Annotated in this window: 20 protein-coding genes; 3 read left to right on the top strand and 17 right to left on the bottom strand. The window is 62.4% G+C overall.

What is annotated here, in order from left to right; all coding sequences use genetic code 11:
* Positions 1-290: 290 nt before the first annotated feature.
* Positions 291-896: a dCTP deaminase gene (gene dcd / locus V9F06_12510; GenBank protein ID MEI2618427.1), complete on the bottom strand. Its 606-nt coding sequence runs from the start codon at positions 894-896 to the stop codon at positions 291-293.
* Between the two features lie 425 nt (positions 897-1,321).
* Between dcd and V9F06_12505 the strand changes: the two genes are divergently transcribed.
* A complete protein-coding gene (locus V9F06_12505; protein MEI2618426.1) occupies positions 1,322-3,412 on the top strand; it encodes an LCP family protein in 2,091 nt (696 codons plus the stop codon).
* Between the two features lie 15 nt (positions 3,413-3,427).
* Here V9F06_12505 and V9F06_12500 read toward each other — a convergent pair whose 3' ends face one another.
* From V9F06_12500 to V9F06_12435, 14 genes are all read right to left on the bottom strand, one after another.
* The gene (locus V9F06_12500) at positions 3,428-4,153 is read right to left on the bottom strand and encodes a response regulator transcription factor (GenBank protein ID MEI2618425.1); all 726 of its coding nucleotides are present in this window, start codon (positions 4,151-4,153) and stop codon (positions 3,428-3,430) included.
* Entirely contained in the window at positions 4,143-5,423 is a 1,281-nt protein-coding gene (locus V9F06_12495) for a sensor histidine kinase (GenBank protein ID MEI2618424.1), read from the bottom strand. Before V9F06_12495 ends, V9F06_12500 begins: the two co-directional genes overlap by 11 nt.
* A 362-nt stretch (positions 5,424-5,785) precedes the next feature.
* The gene (locus tag V9F06_12490) at positions 5,786-7,306 is read right to left on the bottom strand and encodes an NADH-quinone oxidoreductase subunit N (GenBank protein ID MEI2618423.1); all 1,521 of its coding nucleotides are present in this window, start codon (positions 7,304-7,306) and stop codon (positions 5,786-5,788) included.
* A gap of 69 nt (positions 7,307-7,375) precedes the next feature.
* Complete coding sequence (locus tag V9F06_12485; GenBank protein ID MEI2618422.1) at positions 7,376-9,007, bottom strand: NADH-quinone oxidoreductase subunit M; 1,632 nt, start codon at positions 9,005-9,007, stop codon at positions 7,376-7,378.
* Between the two features lie 105 nt (positions 9,008-9,112).
* Positions 9,113-11,059: an NADH-quinone oxidoreductase subunit L gene (gene nuoL / locus V9F06_12480; GenBank protein ID MEI2618421.1), complete on the bottom strand. Its 1,947-nt coding sequence runs from the start codon at positions 11,057-11,059 to the stop codon at positions 9,113-9,115.
* Between the two features lie 89 nt (positions 11,060-11,148).
* Positions 11,149-11,457 carry an NADH-quinone oxidoreductase subunit NuoK gene (nuoK, locus tag V9F06_12475; protein MEI2618420.1) on the bottom strand — a complete coding sequence of 103 codons (309 nt, stop codon included), beginning with the start codon at positions 11,455-11,457 and terminating at the stop codon, positions 11,149-11,151.
* Entirely contained in the window at positions 11,457-12,257 is an 801-nt protein-coding gene (locus V9F06_12470) for an NADH-quinone oxidoreductase subunit J (protein MEI2618419.1), read from the bottom strand. Before V9F06_12470 ends, nuoK begins: the two co-directional genes overlap by 1 nt.
* A gap of 45 nt (positions 12,258-12,302) precedes the next feature.
* Positions 12,303-13,334 (bottom strand): NADH-quinone oxidoreductase subunit NuoH, encoded by a 1,032-nt coding sequence (gene nuoH / locus V9F06_12465; protein ID MEI2618418.1) that lies wholly within the window; start codon positions 13,332-13,334, stop codon positions 12,303-12,305.
* Between the two features lie 234 nt (positions 13,335-13,568).
* Positions 13,569-14,801, bottom strand: a complete 1,233-nt coding sequence (gene nuoD, locus V9F06_12460) for an NADH dehydrogenase (quinone) subunit D (GenBank protein ID MEI2618417.1) — start codon at positions 14,799-14,801, stop codon at positions 13,569-13,571.
* 4 nt (positions 14,802-14,805) lie between these two features.
* Positions 14,806-15,522, bottom strand: a complete 717-nt coding sequence (locus tag V9F06_12455; protein ID MEI2618416.1) for an NADH-quinone oxidoreductase subunit C — start codon at positions 15,520-15,522, stop codon at positions 14,806-14,808.
* A gap of 61 nt (positions 15,523-15,583) precedes the next feature.
* Positions 15,584-16,207 (bottom strand): NADH-quinone oxidoreductase subunit B family protein, encoded by a 624-nt coding sequence (locus V9F06_12450; protein ID MEI2618415.1) that lies wholly within the window; start codon positions 16,205-16,207, stop codon positions 15,584-15,586.
* Positions 16,198-16,560, bottom strand: coding sequence for an NADH-quinone oxidoreductase subunit A (gene ndhC, locus V9F06_12445; protein MEI2618414.1), 363 nt, complete (start codon positions 16,558-16,560; stop codon positions 16,198-16,200). The genes V9F06_12450 and ndhC overlap by 10 nt, the downstream gene beginning before the upstream one ends.
* 170 nt (positions 16,561-16,730) lie before the next feature.
* On the bottom strand, positions 16,731-16,946 hold the full coding sequence (locus V9F06_12440) for a hypothetical protein (GenBank protein MEI2618413.1): 216 nt from the start codon (positions 16,944-16,946) through the stop codon (positions 16,731-16,733).
* An 8-nt stretch (positions 16,947-16,954) separates the two neighbouring features.
* On the bottom strand, positions 16,955-19,651 hold the full coding sequence (locus V9F06_12435; protein ID MEI2618412.1) for a transglycosylase domain-containing protein: 2,697 nt from the start codon (positions 19,649-19,651) through the stop codon (positions 16,955-16,957).
* A 140-nt stretch (positions 19,652-19,791) separates the two neighbouring features.
* Here V9F06_12435 and V9F06_12430 point away from each other — a divergent pair, with 140 nt between their 5' ends.
* Positions 19,792-20,097 carry a 4a-hydroxytetrahydrobiopterin dehydratase gene (locus V9F06_12430; GenBank protein MEI2618411.1) on the top strand — a complete coding sequence of 102 codons (306 nt, stop codon included), beginning with the start codon at positions 19,792-19,794 and terminating at the stop codon, positions 20,095-20,097.
* Between the two features lie 13 nt (positions 20,098-20,110).
* On the opposite strand, the gene V9F06_12425 is transcribed toward V9F06_12430, so the two are convergent.
* Complete coding sequence (locus V9F06_12425) at positions 20,111-20,704, bottom strand: hypothetical protein (GenBank protein MEI2618410.1); 594 nt, start codon at positions 20,702-20,704, stop codon at positions 20,111-20,113.
* Positions 20,705-20,813: 109 nt separating this feature from the next.
* Between V9F06_12425 and V9F06_12420 the strand changes: the two genes are divergently transcribed.
* The gene (locus V9F06_12420; GenBank protein MEI2618409.1) at positions 20,814-21,365 is read left to right on the top strand and encodes a macro domain-containing protein; all 552 of its coding nucleotides are present in this window, start codon (positions 20,814-20,816) and stop codon (positions 21,363-21,365) included.
* A 14-nt stretch (positions 21,366-21,379) separates the two neighbouring features.
* On the opposite strand, the gene V9F06_12415 is transcribed toward V9F06_12420, so the two are convergent.
* The gene (locus V9F06_12415; GenBank protein MEI2618408.1) at positions 21,380-22,225 is read right to left on the bottom strand and encodes a hypothetical protein; all 846 of its coding nucleotides are present in this window, start codon (positions 22,223-22,225) and stop codon (positions 21,380-21,382) included.
* Positions 22,226-22,630: the final 405 nt, after the last annotated feature.

The following is a 22,630-nucleotide window of genomic DNA, read 5'->3' as shown; positions in this document are numbered from 1 at the left end:
CGATGGATTCGACCGCAAGAATCGGCGATCGAGAGCATTGGAGCAAGGAAGACGCGCGAGCGCGCGATTAGCGGTGATCGGGGCAGTGGCGAACCCGGCGAAGGGGACGAACCTCGGCCCGCGAGCGGTGGGACCAGGCCGGCGTCTGGCGGAGTGGGGAGCGTCTGGGCGCGGTCAGCGGCGCGCGATTGAGACGGGATCCACGGGTGTGTCGTCCCTCGGACGTGGGGCGACGCCGATAGGTCGTGAATCGCTCGGGTACCCAGCGCATGGTGTGTCCCTTTCTCTACTTACTCGCGGGCGCCATTCGGCTCGGTTGTCAATCGGGACTGCTCCTCAGAGAGCATGCTCGCGCGTGGTTCGTGCTGGCCGGCGTACTTGTTGCCCTTTTTCAGCCGATATGGTGTCTCGACTGGTGAGGAGACCGTCTCGAACGTGAATGAGCACAGCCGCATCCCGGGGTAGAGCGCGACCGCCATTCTTCCCAGGTTGGATAGCTCCATCGTCGCCGTGCCGACCCAGCCAGGCTCGAACACGGCCGCGGTCGAGTGGACGGTGATCCCCAGCCGGGCAATCGACGAACGCCCCTCCAACCGGCCGAGCAGGTCATCCGGCAGCTCGAGTGATTCGACCGTCGACGCGAGCGCGAAGTCTCCCGCCTGCATGATGAACGGCTCGCCGTCTGGCACGACAATCGTGCGCATTGCCTCCCCGATCGACTGTGGCTGGCGTGGGTCGATGTAGGAGAAGCGCGAGTGCTCGAACACCATGAAGGTGTTGCCGAGCTGGAAGTCGATCGACACCGAGCCGAGGTGCTCCTCAAGATCCGGCTGCGGAGTGATCCTGATGCGGCCGTCTGCGATCGCAGCGCGAATGTCGCGGTCTGAGAGAATCATGTCGAGCCTGTTCCCATCCTTGGTGACACCCCGGGCGTGACCGAATATGTGGCAGGCTGTTATCACCTGCATCGGCCGTCGTCACCTGGGCCGTTGTGTACGTACAGTATGATGATCCAGTGACCAGGAGTCAAGTCTCTATCGTTCCGAGGGATCGCAGTCCATTGTTATACTTCGCGAATGCGTCTTGAGATGATCGACCTGTTACCCACCTTCAAGTTCGCTGGCGCTGCGGGTCTTCCGCGCGTGGTCGCCGTGAACGACGAGATGCTACTGATGCTCCGGAGATCTCGATGCCCCATCGCCGAGTAATCCTGTCGCCCCGTCCAGCGCGGCGGCGTCCCGTCCCGGCCTATCAGGTCCGACGGGGAGCGCGGCCTGCTGCTGGGGCAGATGATGCGGCCGATCATGACGATGCCCTGCCTGTGGCAGATCCAGTAGTACAGCCCGACGACATCCAGCCGCGAACCGACACCGAGGCGTTCGATCTCGTCACACCCGGCGAGGATGGCATACCGGCCGATGCCACGACAGAGTTGAGGCTCGACACCGACGCGTCCGCGCGAGAGGCGGATGTCGCTGCCGATGTGGCGGCTGGCGATGTCGCCGCGGAACCAGAAGAACCCGCTGCCGATGCGGCGGACGGCGATGTCGCCGCGGAACCAGAGGCGTCTACTGCCGATGTGGCGGCTGGCGATGTCGCCGCGGAACCGGAAGCGCCGGCTGCCGATGTGCCGGCTGGCGATGTCGCCGCGGAACCAGAGGCGTCTACTGCCGATGTGGCGGCTGGCGATGTCGCCGCGAAACCAGAGGCGCCTGCTGCCGATATGGCGGACGGCGATGTCGCTGCGGAATCAGAGCACGTAGCTGCTGACGAAGATTATGCCGACGTGGTTCGGTCGGTCGAGGAAGCCGCCGCGCGCGATCGTGGCGAGGTGACGGCCGAACCTGTTGTTGCGGCAGTCGATGCCACCGCTGCGGCTGTTGCCAGCGGCGAAGTCACGGTGCTGACCCCCGACGATGTCCGTCGCCAGCGAGCGGCCGTGGCCGGCGATGGCGCGGCGATCCCGCCGGAAGGCGGCGTTGCCGAGACACATGACCAGCCCCACCGTCGACGATGGAAGCGCTGGCTGCTGGCGCTTGGCATTATCCTCGCACTCGGTGTTGTCGCCACACTCGGATACGTGCTCTATATCGCGCTGGCGATCAACAACGCCTACGACAAGGCGCACGTCGATCCGACCCCATATACGGTCTATACCGTCAATGAGTTGGGGACTCCGGTGGCGGTGCCCACCGATCAGCTGGCTCAGTTTCTCCCAAACTGGGATCAGAAAGATCCCGTCACCCTGCTGCTGATCGGCATTGACTTCCGGAACGGGGACGAGGAGCCAGCGCGGTCCGACTCGATCATCCTCATGCGCATCGATCCGACCACTAAGGGCGTGACGATGATGAGTCTGCCGCGCGATCTGCTCGTCACCATCCCCGGCCACGGCGAAGACAAGATCAACGCTGCGTTCGCATTTGGCGAAGATGCGCGAGCCGGCAGCGGGGCGGCCTTGCTGGCCGAGACGGTCTCCTACAACCTCAAGATTCAGGTCAACTACTTCGTCACGGTGGACTTCTCTGGGTTCCGCAAGATCATCGACACGCTCGGCGGGATTACGGTGGATGTCAACACGCCGGTCAAGGACGATCAGTATCCGACCGAAGATTTCGGGCTGACCCGTGTCTATTTCCCGACGGGCCTGCAGTCGATGGATGGCGAGGCCGCGTTGCGCTACGCGCGCACCCGCCACGATGACAACGACATCGCCCGCAGCGAGCGCCAGCAGCAGGTGCTGATGGCTATGCGAGAGAAGGGGTCGAAGCTGAACGTCGACCTGGTTCTCGGCGCGCGGCCGATTATCGACAGCATGGGAGATTCATTTCGCACCGACCTGAGCTTCAATCAACTGCTCGCGCTGGCCAACCTCGCCCGTGATGTGAACCCGGCCGACATCGTTCGCGTTAACCTCTGGCAGGAGGGCGCGTTGATCGAGCACGATCCTGAGTTTGACGGTGACGCGTTCTATATGACACTCGACTGGAACATCGTCGGCGATCTGTTTAGCCGATACTTCCCGATGAAGGCTGCGGCCGCTTCTTCGCCAGCAGTGACGACAGTCGAAGCGACCGCAACGGCAACGGCAGCCGCAACCGTGAGCCCGACTGTGCCGTCTGGCGCCAGGCTGGATACGCCGATCACGATCCGTGACGACACCTCGACGAATACCGGCGGCGCAATTGCTGCGCGTATTCTTCAGGATGCCGGTTTCACCGCCGTCGCGCAGGAAATGGGCGTCAATATCGCCACATCGACGACGATTTACGACTATGACTCCGATCCCGCGACTGCCGCGGCAATCGCCCACCACCTCGGTCTCGATCCTTCGGCAGTTGTCCCCGGCACTGGCGGCACTGGGATCGTCATCATCGTGGGCGATGATGTCGTCGCGACTCACGCCCCATGATGCGCCGCCGGACGGTTAGCGGAGATGATCGCGGCCGCGGGTAATCGCCTCGTAGCGATTCTTCAGGTGCAGCTTCGAGTAGATGTTGCTGATGTGGTTCTTGACCGTCTTCTCCTCGATGAACAGGATCTCGGCGATCTCGCGATTCGACTTGCCCACCACGATGTACTCCAACACTTGCAGTTCCCGCGGTGTCAGCATCGACCCGGAGCCTGAGCGTCCTCGCCCCCCCTGCGTGCCGGCCCGGACGAAGTCGAGGAGCGCTGGCGCCAACATCGGCGTGATCAGCGCGCCACCCTCGTGAATGACATGAACCGCCTCCGAGAGCCGCTCCGGCGAGAAGCGCCCATGGACGAGGTAGCCCTTGGCGCCCGCCAGCACTGCGCTCCGCAGATGCTCGGGATCTTCCGACCACGTGAGAATGAGCACTTTCGACGTCGGTGATTCGTCGCTGATCACTTCCGTTGCCGAGATACCGTCGCGGTCGGGCATGCGGATATCCATCAGGATCACATCAGGCACCAGGTCCCGCGCGAGGTCGATCGCCTCGTCACCGGAGGACCCCTCGCCGACGACCTCGATCGCCGGGTCGAATTCGAGGCTCGATTGCAGACCTCGGCGAACGACGAAATTGTCGTCGATGATCAGCACCCGGATCTCGTCAGGTCTGGATTCGTGACGGTTTTTCCCGATCACTGCGTTGTCGGGTAACGCGACCGGCATAGAGTCATCAAAGAACATGGACCAGTGGCTCCTCTCGCGAGGTGAGCGAGATGTCGATTGTAACCTCGGTGCCCACGCCGGGAGTCGATTGCAGATTGAAGTGGCCGCCGAGGATCAGTGCGCGTTCCCGCGCGCCGAGAAGGCCAAAATGCCCGTCGTCTGCCCACGGATCGAGCCAATTCTGGTCGAACCCGACCCCGTCGTCCCGTACTGCCAGCGTCACGGCTGCCGATGAGAGAGTCAGTCGCACCCAGACGTTCTGCGCGGAAGCGTGTCGCTCGATGTTGTTGAGCAGCTCATCGAGCATGCGCAGCACTTCGCCGTGGATCAGAATCGGCACCGGATTATCCGGTCCGTTGATCCGCACGTGCACTGTCTCTGGACGTTTCTCACTCCAGTCGGCCAGCCGTTCCGAGACGGCCGGCAGCAGGTACTCGGTTGCCTCACCCTGGCGCAGGCTGCGGATCACATGCCGGACTTCCATCGCCGCCCGCTCGGAGATTCGCGTGACATAGCGTGCGCGCCGTCGCGCTTCGACGGGGTCGCGGTCAATCCATTGCGCTAACGAGCGTGCCTCCAGGCTGATGCCGCCGAGCGTCTTGCCCACTCCATCGTGGAGATCGCGAGCGATCCGGTTGCGCTCGGCCTCTGTCGCGAGCACCCGGGCGGCTGCCATCGCCTTTGCGGTAAGCGAGATCGCGCCGGCGATCAGAAATACCATCAACAGCCTGGCGGCGAGGTCACCGCCAAACCCGTCGGCGAAGGTTGCCCGAATCCGATCCGTGTTCGTCAGCAGAACTGTCGCGTCATAGACCGCGACACTCAGCATCGCCAACCAGAACGGGAACGCGAAGGCCGGCCAGAAGACGGCCGACAGGCTGTAGAGCCAGAACGGCCCCTGCCAGCCGAACGTCATCGCAACCAGCAGCACGCAGATCGCGCCATCAGCCACAACGGCGGCAATCGACATCGGGGTGACCCGAAGCGGTAGTCGATGGACCAGAACGGCCGTCGCGCCAAGATGTAGCGCGCCGATGACGAGTGCCCAGTATTCGTCGCGCAAGCTGCTTTCAGCGTGGAGATGAGACGCCATGATCCCGAGCGCGACGATAAACGCCATCGCTCGATAGAGCGTCAGCGGATGGCTGTGGCGAACCCGATGCCAGACGATGGCTAGCAGGTCATCGTCGGATTGCTCGACCGGTGATCCGTATGTGTGCCAGGCAGCGCGGACTTCTTCGAGGATCGGGCGCTGCTGTGGTTGCGTGGTCGAATTGTGTCGTGCCAACGTCCGTTGCCTTGCGCGATGCCGGTTGCGACGCATGTCGAGTCTAGCATCGGCTCCGCGCGAGGGGGGCCTATACAGGGACCTAGTTCGAAGTTAGGACTATAGTCCGATGCTCGAATGTGGGTGGGTGAAGATAATCTAAGTGATCGGCGGGGTGACAGGACGCACCGCCGGTCAGTCTCACTCACTCCTCCCCTCATTTGGCCGCTGGAAGGACTGGAGCGACAACGCTCCAGTCCTTCTAGCGTCTGGCGATCGAACCTGCGATGAACCCTCGCGTAAGCAACCCCTTGTCCATCAGACGCGACGAGCCCGCGGCCAACAGCCACGGGCTCTCGTTCGAGATGTTCGTATTCGGGCGGCTACCGTATTGCGACGGTTGTGCTGAATGCGTTGATCCAGTTCTGAGCGAGGTTGAGGATCTGGCTGGAGAAGATGCCAGCCAGGATCGTCGCGACGACCATGACCGCGAGGCCCGTGGCCATCAGTGGCATGCGGCTCTCGCGCATCTCCGTCTCCGGCGCAGGCGCGAAGTACATCGCCGCGACGACCCGCAGATAGAAGAACGCCGACACTGCCGAGGCGAGGACGATAGAGACGGCCAGCCAGATCATGTTCGCCTCAATGGTGGCGACGATCACATAGTACTTGGCATAGAAGCCGACCAGCGGCGGGATGCCCATCAGCGAGAACATGAAGATCGTCATCGACAGCGCAGCCAGGGGCGAACGGGCGCCGAGTCCGTTGAAGTCGTCGATCGTCGTGCCGCCACCACGCTCCTGGAGCCACGCGACGACAGCGAACGCGCCGATATTCATGAATGCGTAGGCGAACAGATAATAGAGCACCGATGACACCGAATGGTCGTCACTTGCCTGGACTGCTCCGAATGCCGCGAGCCCGGCCATCACGTAACCGGTATGCCCGATCGACGAGTAGGCCAGCATGCGCTTCACATCACGCTGCGTGACGGCAACGATATTGCCGAATGCCATCGTGATGATCGCGAGGATCGCGATGATCGTCACCCACTCGTCGCGCATTGGTCCCAACGCCTGCGGGAAGATGCGGATCATTGCCGCAAACCCGGCGATCTTCGGGATCACCGACATGTAGGCCGAGACCGGCGTCGGCGCGCCTTGATACGCGTCCGGCGTCCACATGTGGAACGGCACGGCGGCTACCTTGAAGCCCAACCCGACCGTCAGCAGCAGCAGCGCCAGTAGCAGCGACGGCTCGACCTTACCGTTGGTGACGACTCCGGAGAGTGCCTGCGCGACGCCGTCAAGATTGGTCGTCCCAGTGGCGCCGTAGACCCAGGCCATGCCATAGATCAGAATGGCTGAGGCGAACAGGCCCAGCAGGAAGTATTTCAGCGCGCCTTCCAGTGAGGTCATCCGCTTTCGGGCGAAGCCGGTCAGTGCGTAGATCGCCAGAGATCCCATCTCGATGCCGATGAACACCATCAGCAGATCGCCGGAAGCGCCCACAACCATCGCGCCGAGCGTGGAGAGCGCCAGCAGCACGTAGTATTCCGGCAACGGCATGCCGCCGGATTCGACGTTCTTCTCGAGGTAGCTCGCCGAGATCATCACCGACAGGATCGCGCCGGTCAGCGCGATGAGGTTGACGAAGACGCTGATATCGTCTGCCCGAAACATCCCGTTGAACGTCGTCCGATTGACGCCGATATAGAAGAAGTTCGCAACCAGCGCCGCGCCGAAACCGACGAGCGTCAGCCAGGTGAGGACACTGTGCCGGGAGCGATCCAGCAGCACGTCGCCCAGCAGCAGCAGTAGCGCCGTGCCAAGCACGATCAGCTGCGGGATGATCAGCGTCACATCCGGGTTGATGTGCGGGAAGAGCTGAGTAACCGTCTCCACGTGTCCCCCTGTTGGATCTACTCGCCGTCGCCGGCCGGCAGTCTCGCCGGTCGGCTGCGCATCCCGCCGCTAGATCCCAATGCTTCCGAAAGCCTGAAGGGCAGCTTCCAACGACCGCTGCATCACGTTCATGAATACCCCGGGCCAGACACCGAGGACGATCGACAGAATGACCAGCGGCACGATTGCCACGAGCTCTCGTGTGTCCAGGTCGTGCCAGCTGATCCGCCCGTGCTCGGCAGCATGAGCCGTATCACCGGAGCCGCCCGAGACAGCCGGTAGCCCGTGGGCGTCACCATGACCAACGCCCGCGCGCTGAAGCATGAGCACTTCCTCCGGCGTCAGCTCGTTATCGTGTGGGTCGGGCATGTCCTCTGGCTGCCGCATGAAGACGACGCGCTGGTATAGCCACATCATGTACCAGGCGGCCAGGATGACGACGAACATCGAGATTGCGCCGGCCCAGTAATACTCGCGGAACGCGCCCTGCATCGCCAGATACTCACCGACGAACCCGGACAGACCCGGGAGGCCGATCGAGGCGAACATCAGCACGCCGAACAGCGAGGCATAGATCGGCATCCGTGTGGCCAGCCCACCGAAAGCACTGATCATCCGCGTGTGAGCGCGATCGTAGAGAACACCGACGCACATGAATAGCCCGCTGGTGACGAACCCGTGCGAGAGCATGACGATCATCGCGCCATACATGCCAGTCATCGTGAACGAGAAGATTCCGAGTGTAACGAAGCCCATATGGCTGACTGATGAATACGCGATGAGCTTCTTCATATCCGGCTGCGGCAGCGCAACCAGCGCGCCGTAGATGATCGCGATGACCGAGAGGACCATGATCCACGGCGCCCACGTGCGGGCGGCATCCTCGAAGAGTGGCAGGTTGAAGCGAATGAGCCCGTATCCGCCGATCTTCAGCAACACGCCAGCGAGTAGAACCGATCCAGCCGTCGGCGCCTCGGTGTGCGCGTCGGGGAGCCAGGTATGGAACGGCCACATCGGAACCTTGATGGCGAAAGCAATGAAGAAGGCGGCGAAGGTCCACATCTGGAATGTATGGCCATAGTGTCCCTGAGAAAGCTCGAGGATGTTCAGCGTGCGAACGCCGGTCTCTTCGTAGTAGGCCTGATAGGTGGCGACGATGCCGACGAGCATCAGCAACGAGCCGGCCAGCGTGTACAGGAAGAACTTGATTGCAGCGTAGACGCGGTTGGCGCTACCCCAGACGCCGATCAACAGCGCCATCGGGATCAGCGAGAGCTCGAAGAAGATGTAGAACAGGAACAGGTCGAGGGAGACGAAGACACCGATCATGCCCATCTCAAGCAGCAGAATCGCGATGAAATACTCGCGCACCCGCGTCTGAATCGGGCCGAACGACCAGATAATCGCCAGCATACTGAGCAACGTCGTCAGCACGACCAGCAGAACCGAGATGCCATCAATCCCCATGTCGTAGTGGATGCCGACGCTGGGCAACCACGACATGTGTTCGGTCCACTGCATGCCGGACTTGTTGGAGTCAAAGCCGGCCAGCATGATGAGCGACGCGACAAACGACCCGATCGATGCCCACAGCGCGATCTGTCGCGTTGTTTTCGGTGATGCGTTCGCCCAAAAGAAGATCACGAGCGCGCCCGCAAGTGGGAAGTACGTGATCAGGCTAAGTATTGGGAAGTTACTCACGGGTTGTCGCCCCCTCCACCCGAGATGTCTGCGGGAACGCAGTCGCCGGCGTCATGTCCGTCATCTCCCATTCCGAATCGACCGTTCCCACGCTACCTGCTCTCGTCACGAGAACAGACTACTGACGAAGACGAAGTACGCGCCGACGATAACTACTGCGCCGAGCGCGATGGCCAGAGCGTAGTTCGCGACGAATCCGGTCTGGACCCGTCGTAGCCGCCCGGATGTGAACCCGACGATTCCGGCAACGCCGTTCACCGCTCCATCGATGATCCCGGCATCGACGATACGCCAGAAGAAAACCGAAATCATGTAGAGCGGGTGAATGATGACTGTCTCGTATAGCTCGTCGACCATCCACTTGCGTGAGACGAGCGTGTACAGCCCGCCGAATCGCGTTGCCCATGCGTTGGGGTCGAACGCCGGCGCGCGCTTGATGTACGCCATGTAGGCGATCCAGATGCCGGCTATCGCAATCAGCGTTGAGATGCCGCCAAGCGTCAGCGTCGTGGCTAGCGAGACATGATGTCCGGTTGCGCCTTCGATAGCGTTGAGCGATGCGATCGCCGATTCGTGGGCGCCGCCAACGGTGAAGACCGGTTCCAGGAATCGGTGCAGCCAGCCATTCTCCGGCGGGAAGCCGATGAAGCCGATCAGCGCTGCCGGGATCGCCAGCAAAATCAGCGGGATCGTCATCAGCCGCGGCGACTCATGCGGGTGAAGAACCTGCGTGTCGAACCGTTCCTTGCCGTGGAAGGTCATGAAGATGACGCGGAACATGTAGAGCGACGTGAAGAAGGCCGCGACCAGGCCGATCGTCATGATGATGTAGGAATGATTGGCCCATGCGCCGACGATGATCTCGTCCTTGCTCCAGAACCCCGCCATCGGGATCAGGCCGGCATTCGCCGCGGCGGCGATCAGGAATGTCCAGTAGGTGATTGGCATGTACTTCTTCAGGCCACCCATCCGGCGCATGTCCTGCTCTTCGTGCATTCCGTGAATGACCGAGCCGGAGCCGAGGAAGAGCAGTCCCTTGAAGAATGCATGGGTGACGAGGTGGAAGATCGCCGGAACCCATGCGCCAACGCCGAGCGCGAAGGCCATATACCCGAGCTGCGAAACAGTCGAGTAGGCGATGACCCGCTTGATATCAAACTGTGTCACGGCAATCGTGCCGGCCATCAGCGCCGTCACCGCGCCGATCACTGCGACGAACAGCCGGGCATCATCCGACGCGACGAAGATCGGAAACGAGCGCGCGGTCATGTAGATGCCGGCCGTGACCATTGTCGCGGCATGGATCAGGGCCGAGACCGGAGTCGGGCCCTCCATCGCGTCTGGGAGCCAGACGAACAGCGGGAGCTGCGCGGACTTGCCGGTCGCGCCGATGAAGAGCAGGATGCCGATGATCGTGATCGTCGCGGCGGGCAGCGAACCGACCTTCTCGAACACGTCGCTGAAGACCAGCGAGCCGGTCTTGACGAAGATCAGCATGAGTCCGATGGTGAATCCGACATCACCGATGCGGTTGACGATGAACGCTTTCTTGCCGGCTTGCGTCGCCGACGTGCGCTTGAAGTAGTAGCCGATCAGCAGGTACGAGCAAAGCCCGACAGCCTCCCAGAAGCAGAAGAGCAACAGATAGTTGTCGGCCAGGACGAGCATCAGCATCGAGAAGACGAAGAACGGGAGATACGAGAAGAATCGATAGAAGCCCGTGTCGCCGGCCATGTAGCCGTTCGCATAGACATGGACCAGCGCGCCGACCGTCGTTACGACCATCAACATGACTGCGGTCAGATGATCGACGTAGAGCGTCACCGGGATCTGGAAGTCGCCGGCCGGTATCCAGGTATAGAGATGCTGGACCAGCGGCGTTTCCGAGCCGATCTGGTTGATGAACACGAGCAGGCTGAGAACCCACGAGCCGATGACCGCGATTGTCGCGATCGGTCCCGCCAGGTCGCGGAGATACCAGCGCCCGAACAGGAAGTTGACCACCGCCGCCACCAGTGGCAGCAACGGGATCAAGAAGAGCAGATCCTTCATCGACTGGCTCTCTCCCCCTACGAGGGACAGCTCCCTGCTGTCCCGACCCTGACGCCCCCGCGCCAGGCGATCACCGCATACGTCCCGCGCTAGTCGCGCAACTCGCGGATCTCTCCGACATCGACCGTATCAGCTCGGCGCGAGAGCGCCATGACGATACCAAGCCCGAGCACAGCCTCGGCTGCTGCGATCGCGATAACAAACAGCGCGAATGTCTGGCCGATCATCGAGTTCTGTTCCCAGGCGAAGCCCACGAACGACACGTTGACTGCGTTGACCATCAGCTCGACGCTCATGAAGATGACCAGCACGTTGCGCCGGGTCAGCACGCCCATCGTGCCGATGATGAACAATGCTGCGCTCAGCAGCAGGAAGTGGGTGGCGGTGAGCTCGTGCATCAGCGATCCTCCTCACTGCCGACTCCGGCCCCGGCCGGGAATTCGCTTTCCTCACGGAGAGTATCGGTCGACCCGACCAGCGCGACATCGCCGCCCGCCCAGGCAGGGTAGTCGGTGTACGCGTCGGCCGATGTAACCATGACCAACCCGTCGCGCATGTCTTCGCGTCGTATCGCGTGGGCTGCCGAAGCGTTGACGCCGGCCGGCAGCGCGACGATGTCGGAGCCGCGCGAGTGTCCGAGAGAGATTGTCCCTGTCTGGCGAGCGGTCGTCCGCACGCCGATCTCGTCGGGCCGCGCCATCACCAGTGCGCCGATCGTTCCGACAAGCAGCACGATCGCGACGGCCTGGATCGGCAGGACGTAGCCCGAGTAGAGGAACTGCCCGATGACCTGAACATTGCCGCCGGCCTCAGTAACGGTCGCTTCGTTCCATGGGCCGGGCTGGCCGACGACCGTTCGGGTCAGCACGGCGGCCGCGATCTCGGCAAGAAGGATGAGCCCGATCAACAGGCTGGCAACGCGTTGAAGCGGCTGGCCACCGTGGAAATCAGGCAGGTCGTCCATGTCGACAAGCATGATCACGAACAGGACGAGGACAAGGATCGCGCCGGTATAGACGATGATCTGCACTGCGGCGAGAAACTCGGCGCGTAGCATCACATAGATGCCGGCCAGATTGACGAACGTCACGACGAGCGCGACGGCGCTATGCACCGGATTGCGCGACACGACGACCCCGATGCCGGCGATGACCGCGATCACCGCCAGGATATCGAATATCAGCACCTCAGGCGCCATCTGACCTCCACCCCCATGTGTCCCTGAGCCGTGTCACGCGTCCCCCTAGAGCTGATTATTGAAGGCGAGTCGCACAAACCCCGTGATAACGATGTTCAGTAGCGCCAGCGGCAGCAACACCTTCCAGGCGATACCCATCAGCTGATCGTAGCGGAAGCGCGGGAGCGTTGTTCGCAGCCAGATGTAGAAGAACAGGAAGATAAACGCCTTGAAGATGAGCCACCACGGCCCATCGGCGATCGGTCCATCGGTCCCGCCGAGAAACAGCGTCGCGGCGAAGAGCGAGATAACGATCATGCTGATGTATTCGGCCAGGAAGTAGAACGAGAACCGGAAGCCGGAATATTCGGTGTGGAAGCCGGAGATCAGCTCCGTCTCGGCCTCTGGCAGGTCAAACGGCAGACGGTTGGTTTCGGCGACTGCGGCGATCAGGAAGATGATGAATGCGAGTGGCTGATAGAAGATGAACCAGTTCGGAATTCGCAATCCGGTGCCAAACAGCTCAAGCGTCTGGCGCTGCTGGTTCAGAATGTCCACCAGCGAGAGTGACCCGGAGATGATGAACACGCCGACCAACGACAGGCCGAGGACGATCTCGTAGGAGACGACCTGTGCCGCCGATCGCAACGCGCCGAGCAGAGAATAGCGATTCGCCGATGCGTATCCGCCGAGGATGATTCCGTAGACACCGATCGAGCTGAGGGCCAGGACGTAGAGGACGGCGATGTTGATATCGGCTGCGTAGAGGTTGACTTCGTGACCGAAGACCGACACCTGATTGCCAAATGGGATAACCAGGCCGGCCAGTGGCGCGGTGACAAACGAAATCAGCGGGGCGACAACGAAGATGCGCTTGTCCGCGAACTTCGGGATCAGGTCTTCCTTGCCGATCAGCTTCACCGCGTCGGCAATTGGCTGGAGCAGGCCATTCGGGCCGGTCCGGTGGGGGCCGACACGATCCTGCATATATGCCATGAACTTGCGCTCGGCCCACGTCATGTACGCCATGCCGATCAGCAGGACGTTCAGGATGATGAACCCCACAACGAACGAAATCCAGAGCGGCTGGTCGCTCATGTCCGAAACGCTTCCCCCTCTAAGCTCCGGCGAGCGCCACCCCATTGGCGCTGGCTCTGGCCTCGTCGCTTGTCGCCCTGTCCATGTCGCGTCTCTGAGGCGTCACAGCCTCGTTACCACATGGAGAGAGTCCCTTTCACGCGAGACCATGACCCGGTTCCGGAAGCCCCCACAGTGTACTTCACCTCGGCGCGCCGCACCGAGTTTCACGCTCTCGATGGCCGGCCGCAACGCCTAACGATCAACCGAACCCAGGACAATATCAATCGTTCCGATCAGCGCCACCATATCCGCCAGCATCGCCCCCTGGGCCATGTACGGCAGAACCTGCAGGTTGACGAAATCGGGCGTCCGCAAGCGCAGCCGGTAGGGCGTATTCGAGCCATCTGAATAGATGTAATAGCCAAGCTCGCCCTTCGACTGCTCGATCGCCATATAGACCTCGCCCTTGGGCGCCTCAAACCCCTTGATCACCCAGACGAAGTGCCGCTGCATATCCTCGGCAGTGCGAAGAACGTTCGCATGCGGCGGGATGACGTAGTTGGATTCGACCAGCTTCAGCGGGCCATCGGTCGGCATCTGGTCCAGACACTGGCGGACCATCCGCAGCGACTGGCGCATCTCCTCCATACGGACGAGGTACCGATCGTAGACATCACCGCGTGTGCCGATCGGCACCTCAAAGTCGAGACGATCGTAGATCAGATACGGCTGCGCCTTGCGGATGTCGTAGTTGATGCCGCTGCCGCGGAGGCAAGCGCCGGTCAGCCCGTACGAAATTGCTGCCTCTGGCTCAATGACACCGATGCCGCGGGTGCGTGTGATCCAGATCGGGTTCTGGGTGAGGAGGTCCGAGTACTCCTGCTGTCGCTCGGGGAAGATCTTCAGGAAATCCTCGATCATGTCGGTCAGGCCGGCCGGAATCTCCCGTGAGAACCCGCCGATCTCCATCATGTTCGTCGTCAGCCGAGCGCCACAGAATCGCTCGAAGACATCGAGGATCATCTCGCGCTCGCGGAAGCAATACAGGCTCATCGACAACGCGCCGATGTCCAGCGCGTGGGTGCCGAGCCAGACGAGGTGGCTGGCGATGCGGCTGAGCTCGGCCATGATGACGCGCCAGTACTGGGCGCGCTCCGGCGCTGCGATGCCGCAGAGCTTCTCAACGGCCAGGATGTAACCGAGGTTGTTCAATGGCGCAGCGACGTAATCGGTCCGGTCGGTCCAGGGTGTGAACTGCGAGTACCGACGGTTCTCGCCGATCTTCTCGACACCACGGTGGAGATAGCCAATGAGCGGGTCGCTCGCGACGATCGTCTCACCGTCCAGTGTCACAACGACGCGCAGCACGCCGTGGGTCGACGGGTGTTGCGGGCCCATATTGAGCACCATCTCGCGCCGATTCTGGCCGAGCTGGCGTTCGGTCTCGATCTGGATCGTCCCGCTGGCGGCGGTTTCCTGCATCATCTGTCTACTCGCCCCCCGTCGAGGTCTCGCGAATGCGTGGCGCGCCCACGAAGCCTGGTTGGACGTACTGCTTGTAGCCGCGGATCGGATAGTCCTTGCGGAGTGGATGCCCCTCGTCCCAATCCTCGGGCAGCAACATCCGGCGCAGGTCCGGATGGCCGGCGAACACGATCCCGAACATGTCGTAACACTCACGCTCCAGCCAGCCGGACGCGGCGTAGACGGTCGTCAGTGTCGGGCAGGGCTGATCTTCGCGGACTCCCGCCTTCAGCCGCAGACGCCAGCGACGCGGGATCGAATAGAGCGTGACCACGACATCGAAGCGCGGCTCCGAACGTAGGTTCAGCATGTCGACTGCGGTGAGGTCCGAGAGCATCTGATACTTGAGGTCCGGCGCGTCCCGCAGGAAGGCGCAGATCTCTGGCAACTGCTCGGTGCGTACGCGGACTGTCACTTCGTCGCGAAAGAACGTCACGCCCTCAATAGCATCCCCGAATTGCGCGCGCAGCGCGACGATCGCCGGATGTTGTGCTTCATCGAGGGGGCCCCAGTAGCCGCTATGGACCCAGACGGGGTCGATCTCCTGAACGCCAGTCTGATCGTGAGCCGGCTCAATTACCGGGGCAAGCTCGGCAGCGACCTGCGCATCGAGCGCCGGGAGCTGAATCGTCTCCTGCGCATCTGGCGGTGTGCCGGCGTCTGAACCTGGATTCTGAGACATCGTTTCTTTGCCTCCTCGGCCGTGCCCAGGGCCAACCCCGCGGACGGATGAACCGTTGGATTCAGTCGCGACGGAGCCCGGTTGTTCGCCGTTGCCCACTCAGTCCGGTGCTGGTGCTGACGATCGCGGCGTCGGTTCCGGTGATCACTGCGCGGGCGGCGATGCGATCCTGGTCACGCTCGAGCTCGGCCGCTCCGACGCCGTGCTTCTTGGCGATGGTGTCGTATTTGATGACCTTGTTCTGTAGCTCAAGAACGCCGTAGTACAGACCCTCCGGCAGGGGAGGGCAGCCCGGGACGTAGACATCGACCGGGACTACCTGATCGACCCCCTGGACGACGGCGTAGGTATCGAATGGACCGCCGACGTTGGCGCACGAGCCCATCGAGATCACCCACTTCGGATCGGCCATCTGGTCGTAGAGCGTGCGAACTGTCGGCGCCATCTTCTTGGTGACCGTGCCCGCGACGAACATCAGATCCGCCTGGCGAGGCGTTGCGCGGTAGAGCATGCCGAAGCGTTCTGACAAGTCAAATCGCGGCATCGACGCCGAAATCATCTCGATCGCACAGCAGGCCAGCCCGAATTGCAGCCACCATAAGGAAGAGCGACGCCCCCAGTTGAACAGCCAGTCCACCGAAGTTGTCAGGACGTTTTTCTCGAACTTGTCGTCGATCAGACCCACTCGAGCGCTCCCTTCTTCCACTCGTAGGCGAGGCCGGCGAGCAGGAGGCTGATAAAGACGATGGCCTGGATGTAGCCGAACAGGCCGAGTGCGTCGAACGCCACCGCCCACGGGAAGAGGAAGATCGCCTCAATGTCGAACACGACGAACAGCATGGCTACGACGTAGAACCTCGGGGTGTATCGCATGCGAGGAGGGGAAACGCCTGGAACGCCCGACTCGTAGGGCAGCTCTTTGGCGGGGTTTGGACGATGGGGGCGGATCAGCCGCCCGACCATGAGCAGCGCTATTCCCATGGCGGCAGCGGTTAAGAGCAATAGCCCGATGACGGCATAGTTGGTGAGCACTGTCACCGTGTCCTTTCCACCCAAAACCGCGTTCGCGTGGCCCCCCAGAGCCGCGTGTACTATATCACAAGGTTTCGGCGATTCCGGAAGCCCCCACGCTAGGAATCACCCGGTTTTCCCTGTTCGTACGCGCAATTTACTATGACTCTCTGGCATGACGATGGTCGTTCCGCAGCCTACGTCAGCGTTACGCGCAGCAAGTTTGCTGCCGCGAGGACGAGAATCGCCATCGCCAGCATTGCAATGCCACGCAGGAAGCCGAGCATCGAGCGCATCTGCTTCGAGTCGTCACCTGGATAGTTCAGCCGCAGCCGCCGTTGCATGACCAACGCGAAACCTGTAGTTGCGGCCGCCGCGACAATAAACGCCAGATGCCATGTAGTCGTGTCCACCGCAACCCTTACTCCGCCCGGATAGCAATGTTGATGAACGACCCGGTCGGGACGCTGACCCCCCAGACCGGTGATTGCAGGATAACCTGCCCGACCTGAACCGTGTTGATGTTCACTCCCGGCGGCAGGTCGGACTGGCGCACGGGGACGACCGACCCAACCTGTAGCCCCGCCGCCCGAAGCGCCGCTGTGGCAGCGGCCCTGTCGAGGCCAGACAGATTCGGCACTGTTGTCGTCTGGCCCGGCGGGCCCGGCCGGGATGGGGTTGGTGTCGATGGCGGCCGTGTCGGCGTCGGGGTCGGTGTTGGCGTCGGGGTCGGCGTCGGCGTCGGTGTCGGCGTCGGCGTTGGCGTCGGGGTCGGCTCCACCGGGTTGTCCGGGATGCCGATACCGCCGCCAACGGCCTGTGCGTAGGCAAGCAGCGAGGTAATCCCCTCCGGGGTATACCGGCTACCGTTGACCGTCAGGTCGGCCAACGCCAACCGCAGATCGGCTGCCTCGCGCGCTGTCAGTTGGTCACAACGAACGACCGGCCGGTCTTTCGTCGTCGTAATCTCCCGATAGGTTCCGACGCCTGGCATCGGGAGCTTGCCGGTGGGCAGGCAGGCATCGATCTCGACGATATTGTCTGGCTGGGCGAAGGTGACCGGGACTGGCTGGCCATCTGGCCCCGCGAGAGTCGTCGCGAACGCGGGATCGTGGGCGCGGACGAGAAAGTCGTGGAAGATCGGCGCAGCGCCAGCGATTCCGTCGATCTGACGCATCGGCGCGTTATCCGTGTTGCCAACCCAGACGCCGACGACGAGATCGGTCGAATAGCCCACCGTCCAGTTGTCACGCCAGTCGGCGCTGGTGCCTGTCTTGGACGCGACCGGTCGGGCGAGATCGGGGAACTCCAGCGGATTGCCAGCGCCGTAGGTCGGCCGGCGAGATGCATCGTCGCTGAGGATACTGGTGATCTCGTAGGCGTGACCGGGGTCAATCACCTGGCGCGCGCCGGCCCACGCGCGCGCCGGATCGAACAGCTGCAAGTCCTCGGCGTCTGGTCCGCGGATCTCAAGCACCGATGTCCATGGAACAAAGCGACCATTGTTCGCAAACGTCGCGTACGCGTTCGTTAGCTCCAGTGGCGAGACCTCGCCACCGCCGAGTGTCAGCGCCAGCCCATAGACATCCGTCCCTCGCCAGAGCCCGTCGCGGATGCCGACCCGATGGGCAACAGCGATCGTATCCTCCACTCCCGCGTAGTCAATCGCCCGCACTGCTGGCACGTTCAGCGAACGGGCCAGCGCGTTGCGGACGCTGATCGCGCCATGGATCACCCCACCGGCGTTGACCGGGACATACTCCGGCTCCGGCGCGCCGGGGGTATCGAAGCGCACGGCGTAATCGAGGATCACGGTGCCTGGGTACCAACCCGACTCAAACGCGGCGGCGTAGGTGATCGGCATGAATGCCGACCCGGGCTGCCGTTCAGAGACGGTGACGTTTACCTGGCCGGAGATCGCGTCGTCCGTATAATCGGCCGAGCCAACCATCGCGACGATCTCGCCACTGCCCGGTAGCATCGCGACAAGCGCGCCGTTGCTCGCGTCGTATGGCGCCAGCGTTGCCAGGTGGGCGTTCACGGCCTCCTCGGCCTGCTGTTGCAGGGTGTAGTCGAGCGTCGTCCGCACCTGCAGCCCCCCGCGGTAGACCTTCTCGGCGCCGTACCGTTCCTCGAGCTTGCCGATGACGAAGTTCACCCAGTGAGGGGCGAGGTTGTACCGGTTTTCGCGGGTTTGTGGATCGAGCAGCTGGTTCCAGGCCGCGTCCGCATCCTCGCGTGTGATGTACCCCTGGTTGGTCATCTGGTCGAGGACGTACCGTTGGCGCGACTTGGCCGCCTCCATATTGACGGTCGGGTCGTAGTAGCTCGGCGCTTGCGGCAGGCCGGCCAGCATTGATGCCTCGGCCAGGTCCAGCTCCCACGGGTGCTTGTTGAAATAGGCTTGCGAAGCGGCGTCGATCCCGTAGGCGCGGTTCCCGTAGTAGATCGTGTTCAGATAGAGCTCAAGGATCTCTTCCTTCGAGTACGTCTGCGTCATCTGAACCGCGACGATCGCCTCGCGGATCTTGCGCTCGTAGGATCGCTCGAAGCCGATCTTCTCCGGAAAGAGCTGCCGGACAAGCTGTTGGGTGATTGTCGATCCCCCGGAAGAGCCGCGACCGGTCATATTGATAAATGCGCCACGCACAATCGCCAATGGCTCGACGCCGTAGTTCGTCCAGAACCGCTCGTCCTCGGCTGCGATCGTCGCGTTGACCAGGTTCATATTCTGGCCATTGTTCGTGATCTTCGCGAGAGGGAGATACGTGCGCCAGCCATATTCCGGGTCGCTGACCTCGTAGAGCAACGTCCAGTTGCGGTCGTAGATGCGGGTCGTCTCGAATTGACGTGCTTCAAATTGATCGATCGCCGGCAGATCCTCGGTAAAGTAGCTCCAGCTGGCAATTGCGACGCCCGCGCCGACTCCGCCGCCGAGCAGGAGCAGCAACATCACGAAGATCGTCAGTGTGCTGGCAAGGCGAGCCACGGAAGAGACGCGGTCGGCGTGTTCGCGCCGAGCCCGGAGTCGCGCCAGCGCGATCCGGCGTGTAGGACTATGCCGGCGGCGTGAGAGCCGCCGATAGTGCCGGTCAGGGACGGGGCGTCGTGGCGGCATCCTCAGGAACCTGTCGATTGAGTGGCGCAGGGTGCGTCTGGTAAGAATGAATAGTCTGCGCCGGGTCGCAGCATCAACGAAGGATACCATCGGCCCGATTTCATCCCGGGCCGCCGTGAGTTGACCGAGAGGAGCCTGTGATGGACGAGAGCGAGAGCATGGCCCGCGAACCACTGCCAAGCGCCGAGGTAGATCGGCTCATTGATCGCGAGCTGCCCGGCTGGAGACGCGAGGACCGCGGAATTCGCAAGCGTTTCCAGCGGGCGACGTTTCCCGCAGCGATCGAGTTTGTCGGCCGCATCGCCGATCTCGCCGAGGCCGCCAATCATCACCCCGATATCGACATTCGCTGGCGGACGGTGATTCTCTACCTCACGACCCACGAGGCCGGCGGGGTGACAACGCTGGATCTCGATCTGGCCCGGCAGATCGACGCGCTCGGTTGATCCGATCCGACCGCTAGCCGCGACCAAAGGAAAGCGTCCCCGCGATCGCGTCGAAGGTCGCGCCGACCTGGTGAAAGTCGGCATCGCCCGGGGCAACACCGGTCAGCACGAGACCTGTGCCCTCCTGGACGACGAAGAGCTGGTAGATCAGGCGCGGCTTGCCATCGACTGTCGCCCGATAAAGCCAGCGAATGGCGTCGACATTGCCGGCGCGAACTGGCCCCAGGCTGATCGTGACAACGTTTTCGTAGCGGGTGTTGATATCGCGCCGGGTCGCTTCGAGATAGGCCTGGGCGGTCGTGATAGTGTCGAGTGACTCGCGAGTGATGCGCAGCGACACTGGATCCGCGCCGGTAGTCGATCGCGCCGACAGCTCGGCGACAATCGGCGGCGACTCGACCCAGTCCGCCGGGATGCGAACCGTATACCAGCCGTCAGGCGCTGACAGGTCTCGTCCGGCCGTCAGTGGCGCGAGCACAACGAACCCGCTCGCTGCCGTGCCGGTCGGCCGAACCAGCATGCGTTTTCCAGAATTGCCGCAGGCTCCCAGCACGAGCGATAGTGCCAGCAGGATCGCCAGCGCGAGTTGATGTCGGCGATGGATCACCAAGTCAATCCCTTTCTGACAGAATGAAGCCATAGAGGGAACCCAGCGGGCCACCCCGACGTTACGCGGGGGCAACGCGGCACGTGGTTATAGAAGGAAGGATCGTCAGATGCAGGAGCGAAAACAGCCCACGATCGATGTCGTCGTCGGTGATATCGCCGATGTCGCTACGCACCAGGCCGAGGTCTATGTCAACGCGGCGAACAATGAGCTCTGGATGGGATCGGGCGTCGCGGGAGCGCTCAAGCGCGCGGCCGGGCAGGAAGTCGAGGAGCAGGCGATGGCGCAGGGACCGATCGAAGTCGGCGACGCAGTCCTGACGAGCGCCGGCAGCATGCCGGCCCCCGCCCGGGCCATCATCCACGCCGCCGCGATGGGCTTCACCGATCGGACACAGATCTATGCGTCCATCCAGACGGTCGAAGCCGCCACCCGCCGCGCGCTGGCGCTCTGCGACGCCAACCACTACCGCAGCGTCGTCCTTCCGGCGCTCGGCACCGGCGTCGGCGGCCTCGACGACGTCTCCTGCGCCACCGCGATGGTCACGGCGCTCCGCGACCACCTGGCCGCCGGCAGCGACCTCCAGCGCATCCTCTTCGTCGTCCGCACCCCCGGCCGCGCCGAGGTGTTCCGGAGCGAGATCGCGCGACTGCTGGGGTAGCGGGGTGATGACGACTAATCTGGGGATTGGTCGCGTGACCTGGATTGATTGTTGAGATAGTCCTGACGAACGTCGGCAAGTAGTCTGCGTCCGCTCGGGAGCTCAACATACCAGGATGTCCAGCCATTAACCGAGGACGTACCCCGGAGCTGTGCGAATCGTCGATCCGAAGGATACGGTACGCGCTCCCCATTCCAGACGATATACCCATCGTCTGCGAGCTCAGCATGTGCGAGATCGCGACCCCGGCCGGTGAAGACGAGACGCATGCCTGATTCGAGCAGCCCCGCGTCGATCAGATCCTTCAACGAGACGCCATAATGCGCCTGAGAGGGTTTGGATTCAGGTTTCCCGGGTGTGGGAGGATCAGGTGACGGCGGCTCGATGGGAATGGGAGTGGTAGGGGGATCTGGTGTCGGAGCCGCCCCCGTTAGCTGTGTCCGAAACCACTGAGTGATCGCCTGAGGAGTCGCACTAATGTCGCGATCCGCGAGCGTTTTGCGAAGTGTCTTGATTGGAGCAGCGTTCGGATCGAGCATGATCTCCCGGAGCGATTGATCGAGGCGGAGTTGCTCCAGCCAGGTACGTGCGTTCGCCGTGGTGATGCTCTCTCGCGAGAGTCTCTTCAGTTGCTCGACAAGCTCATCGAACTCTGAATCCGTACTGAAATCGAGCAGGTCGAGGTTCAGGACTCGTTTGGCGCGGAGATCGGGCTTCAAGAATGTATTGAAGAACTCCAGGTAGCGGCCGTTTGTCAGGGCCGCCCATTCGATGCCCTCAACCGCGCAGTACTGAACGACCTGCGCTGCATTCTTATCGGTGAGTCTGGCCCCCAGTGGTTTGGCCTCGATCGCCAGCATTGGTGTCGGAGAAGTCCACGCGCCAGCGGATCCGAATAGCACGTAGTCGATGAACTCCTGCGAACTCTTGACGTAGTACTCACGCGTCACGACACCGATCCCCTGCCACCCGAGCGCGGCAATGATCGGCTCCACAAAGTACGCCTTTGTGTCCGCCTCGCTGAGTTGGGGAACCGGATCGTGACTGAGAAAAGCCCTCAGCTCATCGAGCGTGTGTCGAATCCGTTCCCGAGCATCATCCACGTGCGAACCCCATGCTATCGGTTGCAGACGATAATTTGTCAGCCACTCGCGGTTCATTTGATCGGAATCACGGTTATTGTAAACGAAGTTCGCTATGGCCAGTGGAGATGGAAATCAGGTTACCACTCTCCTGGCGAGACCTCTGATTGGCTACTGAAACGC

The organism is Thermomicrobiales bacterium (assembly GCA_037045155.1).
Classification (GTDB): Bacteria; Chloroflexota; Chloroflexia; order Thermomicrobiales; family CFX8; genus JAMLIA01.
This window is presented reverse-complemented; position numbering and strand designations above follow the sequence as displayed.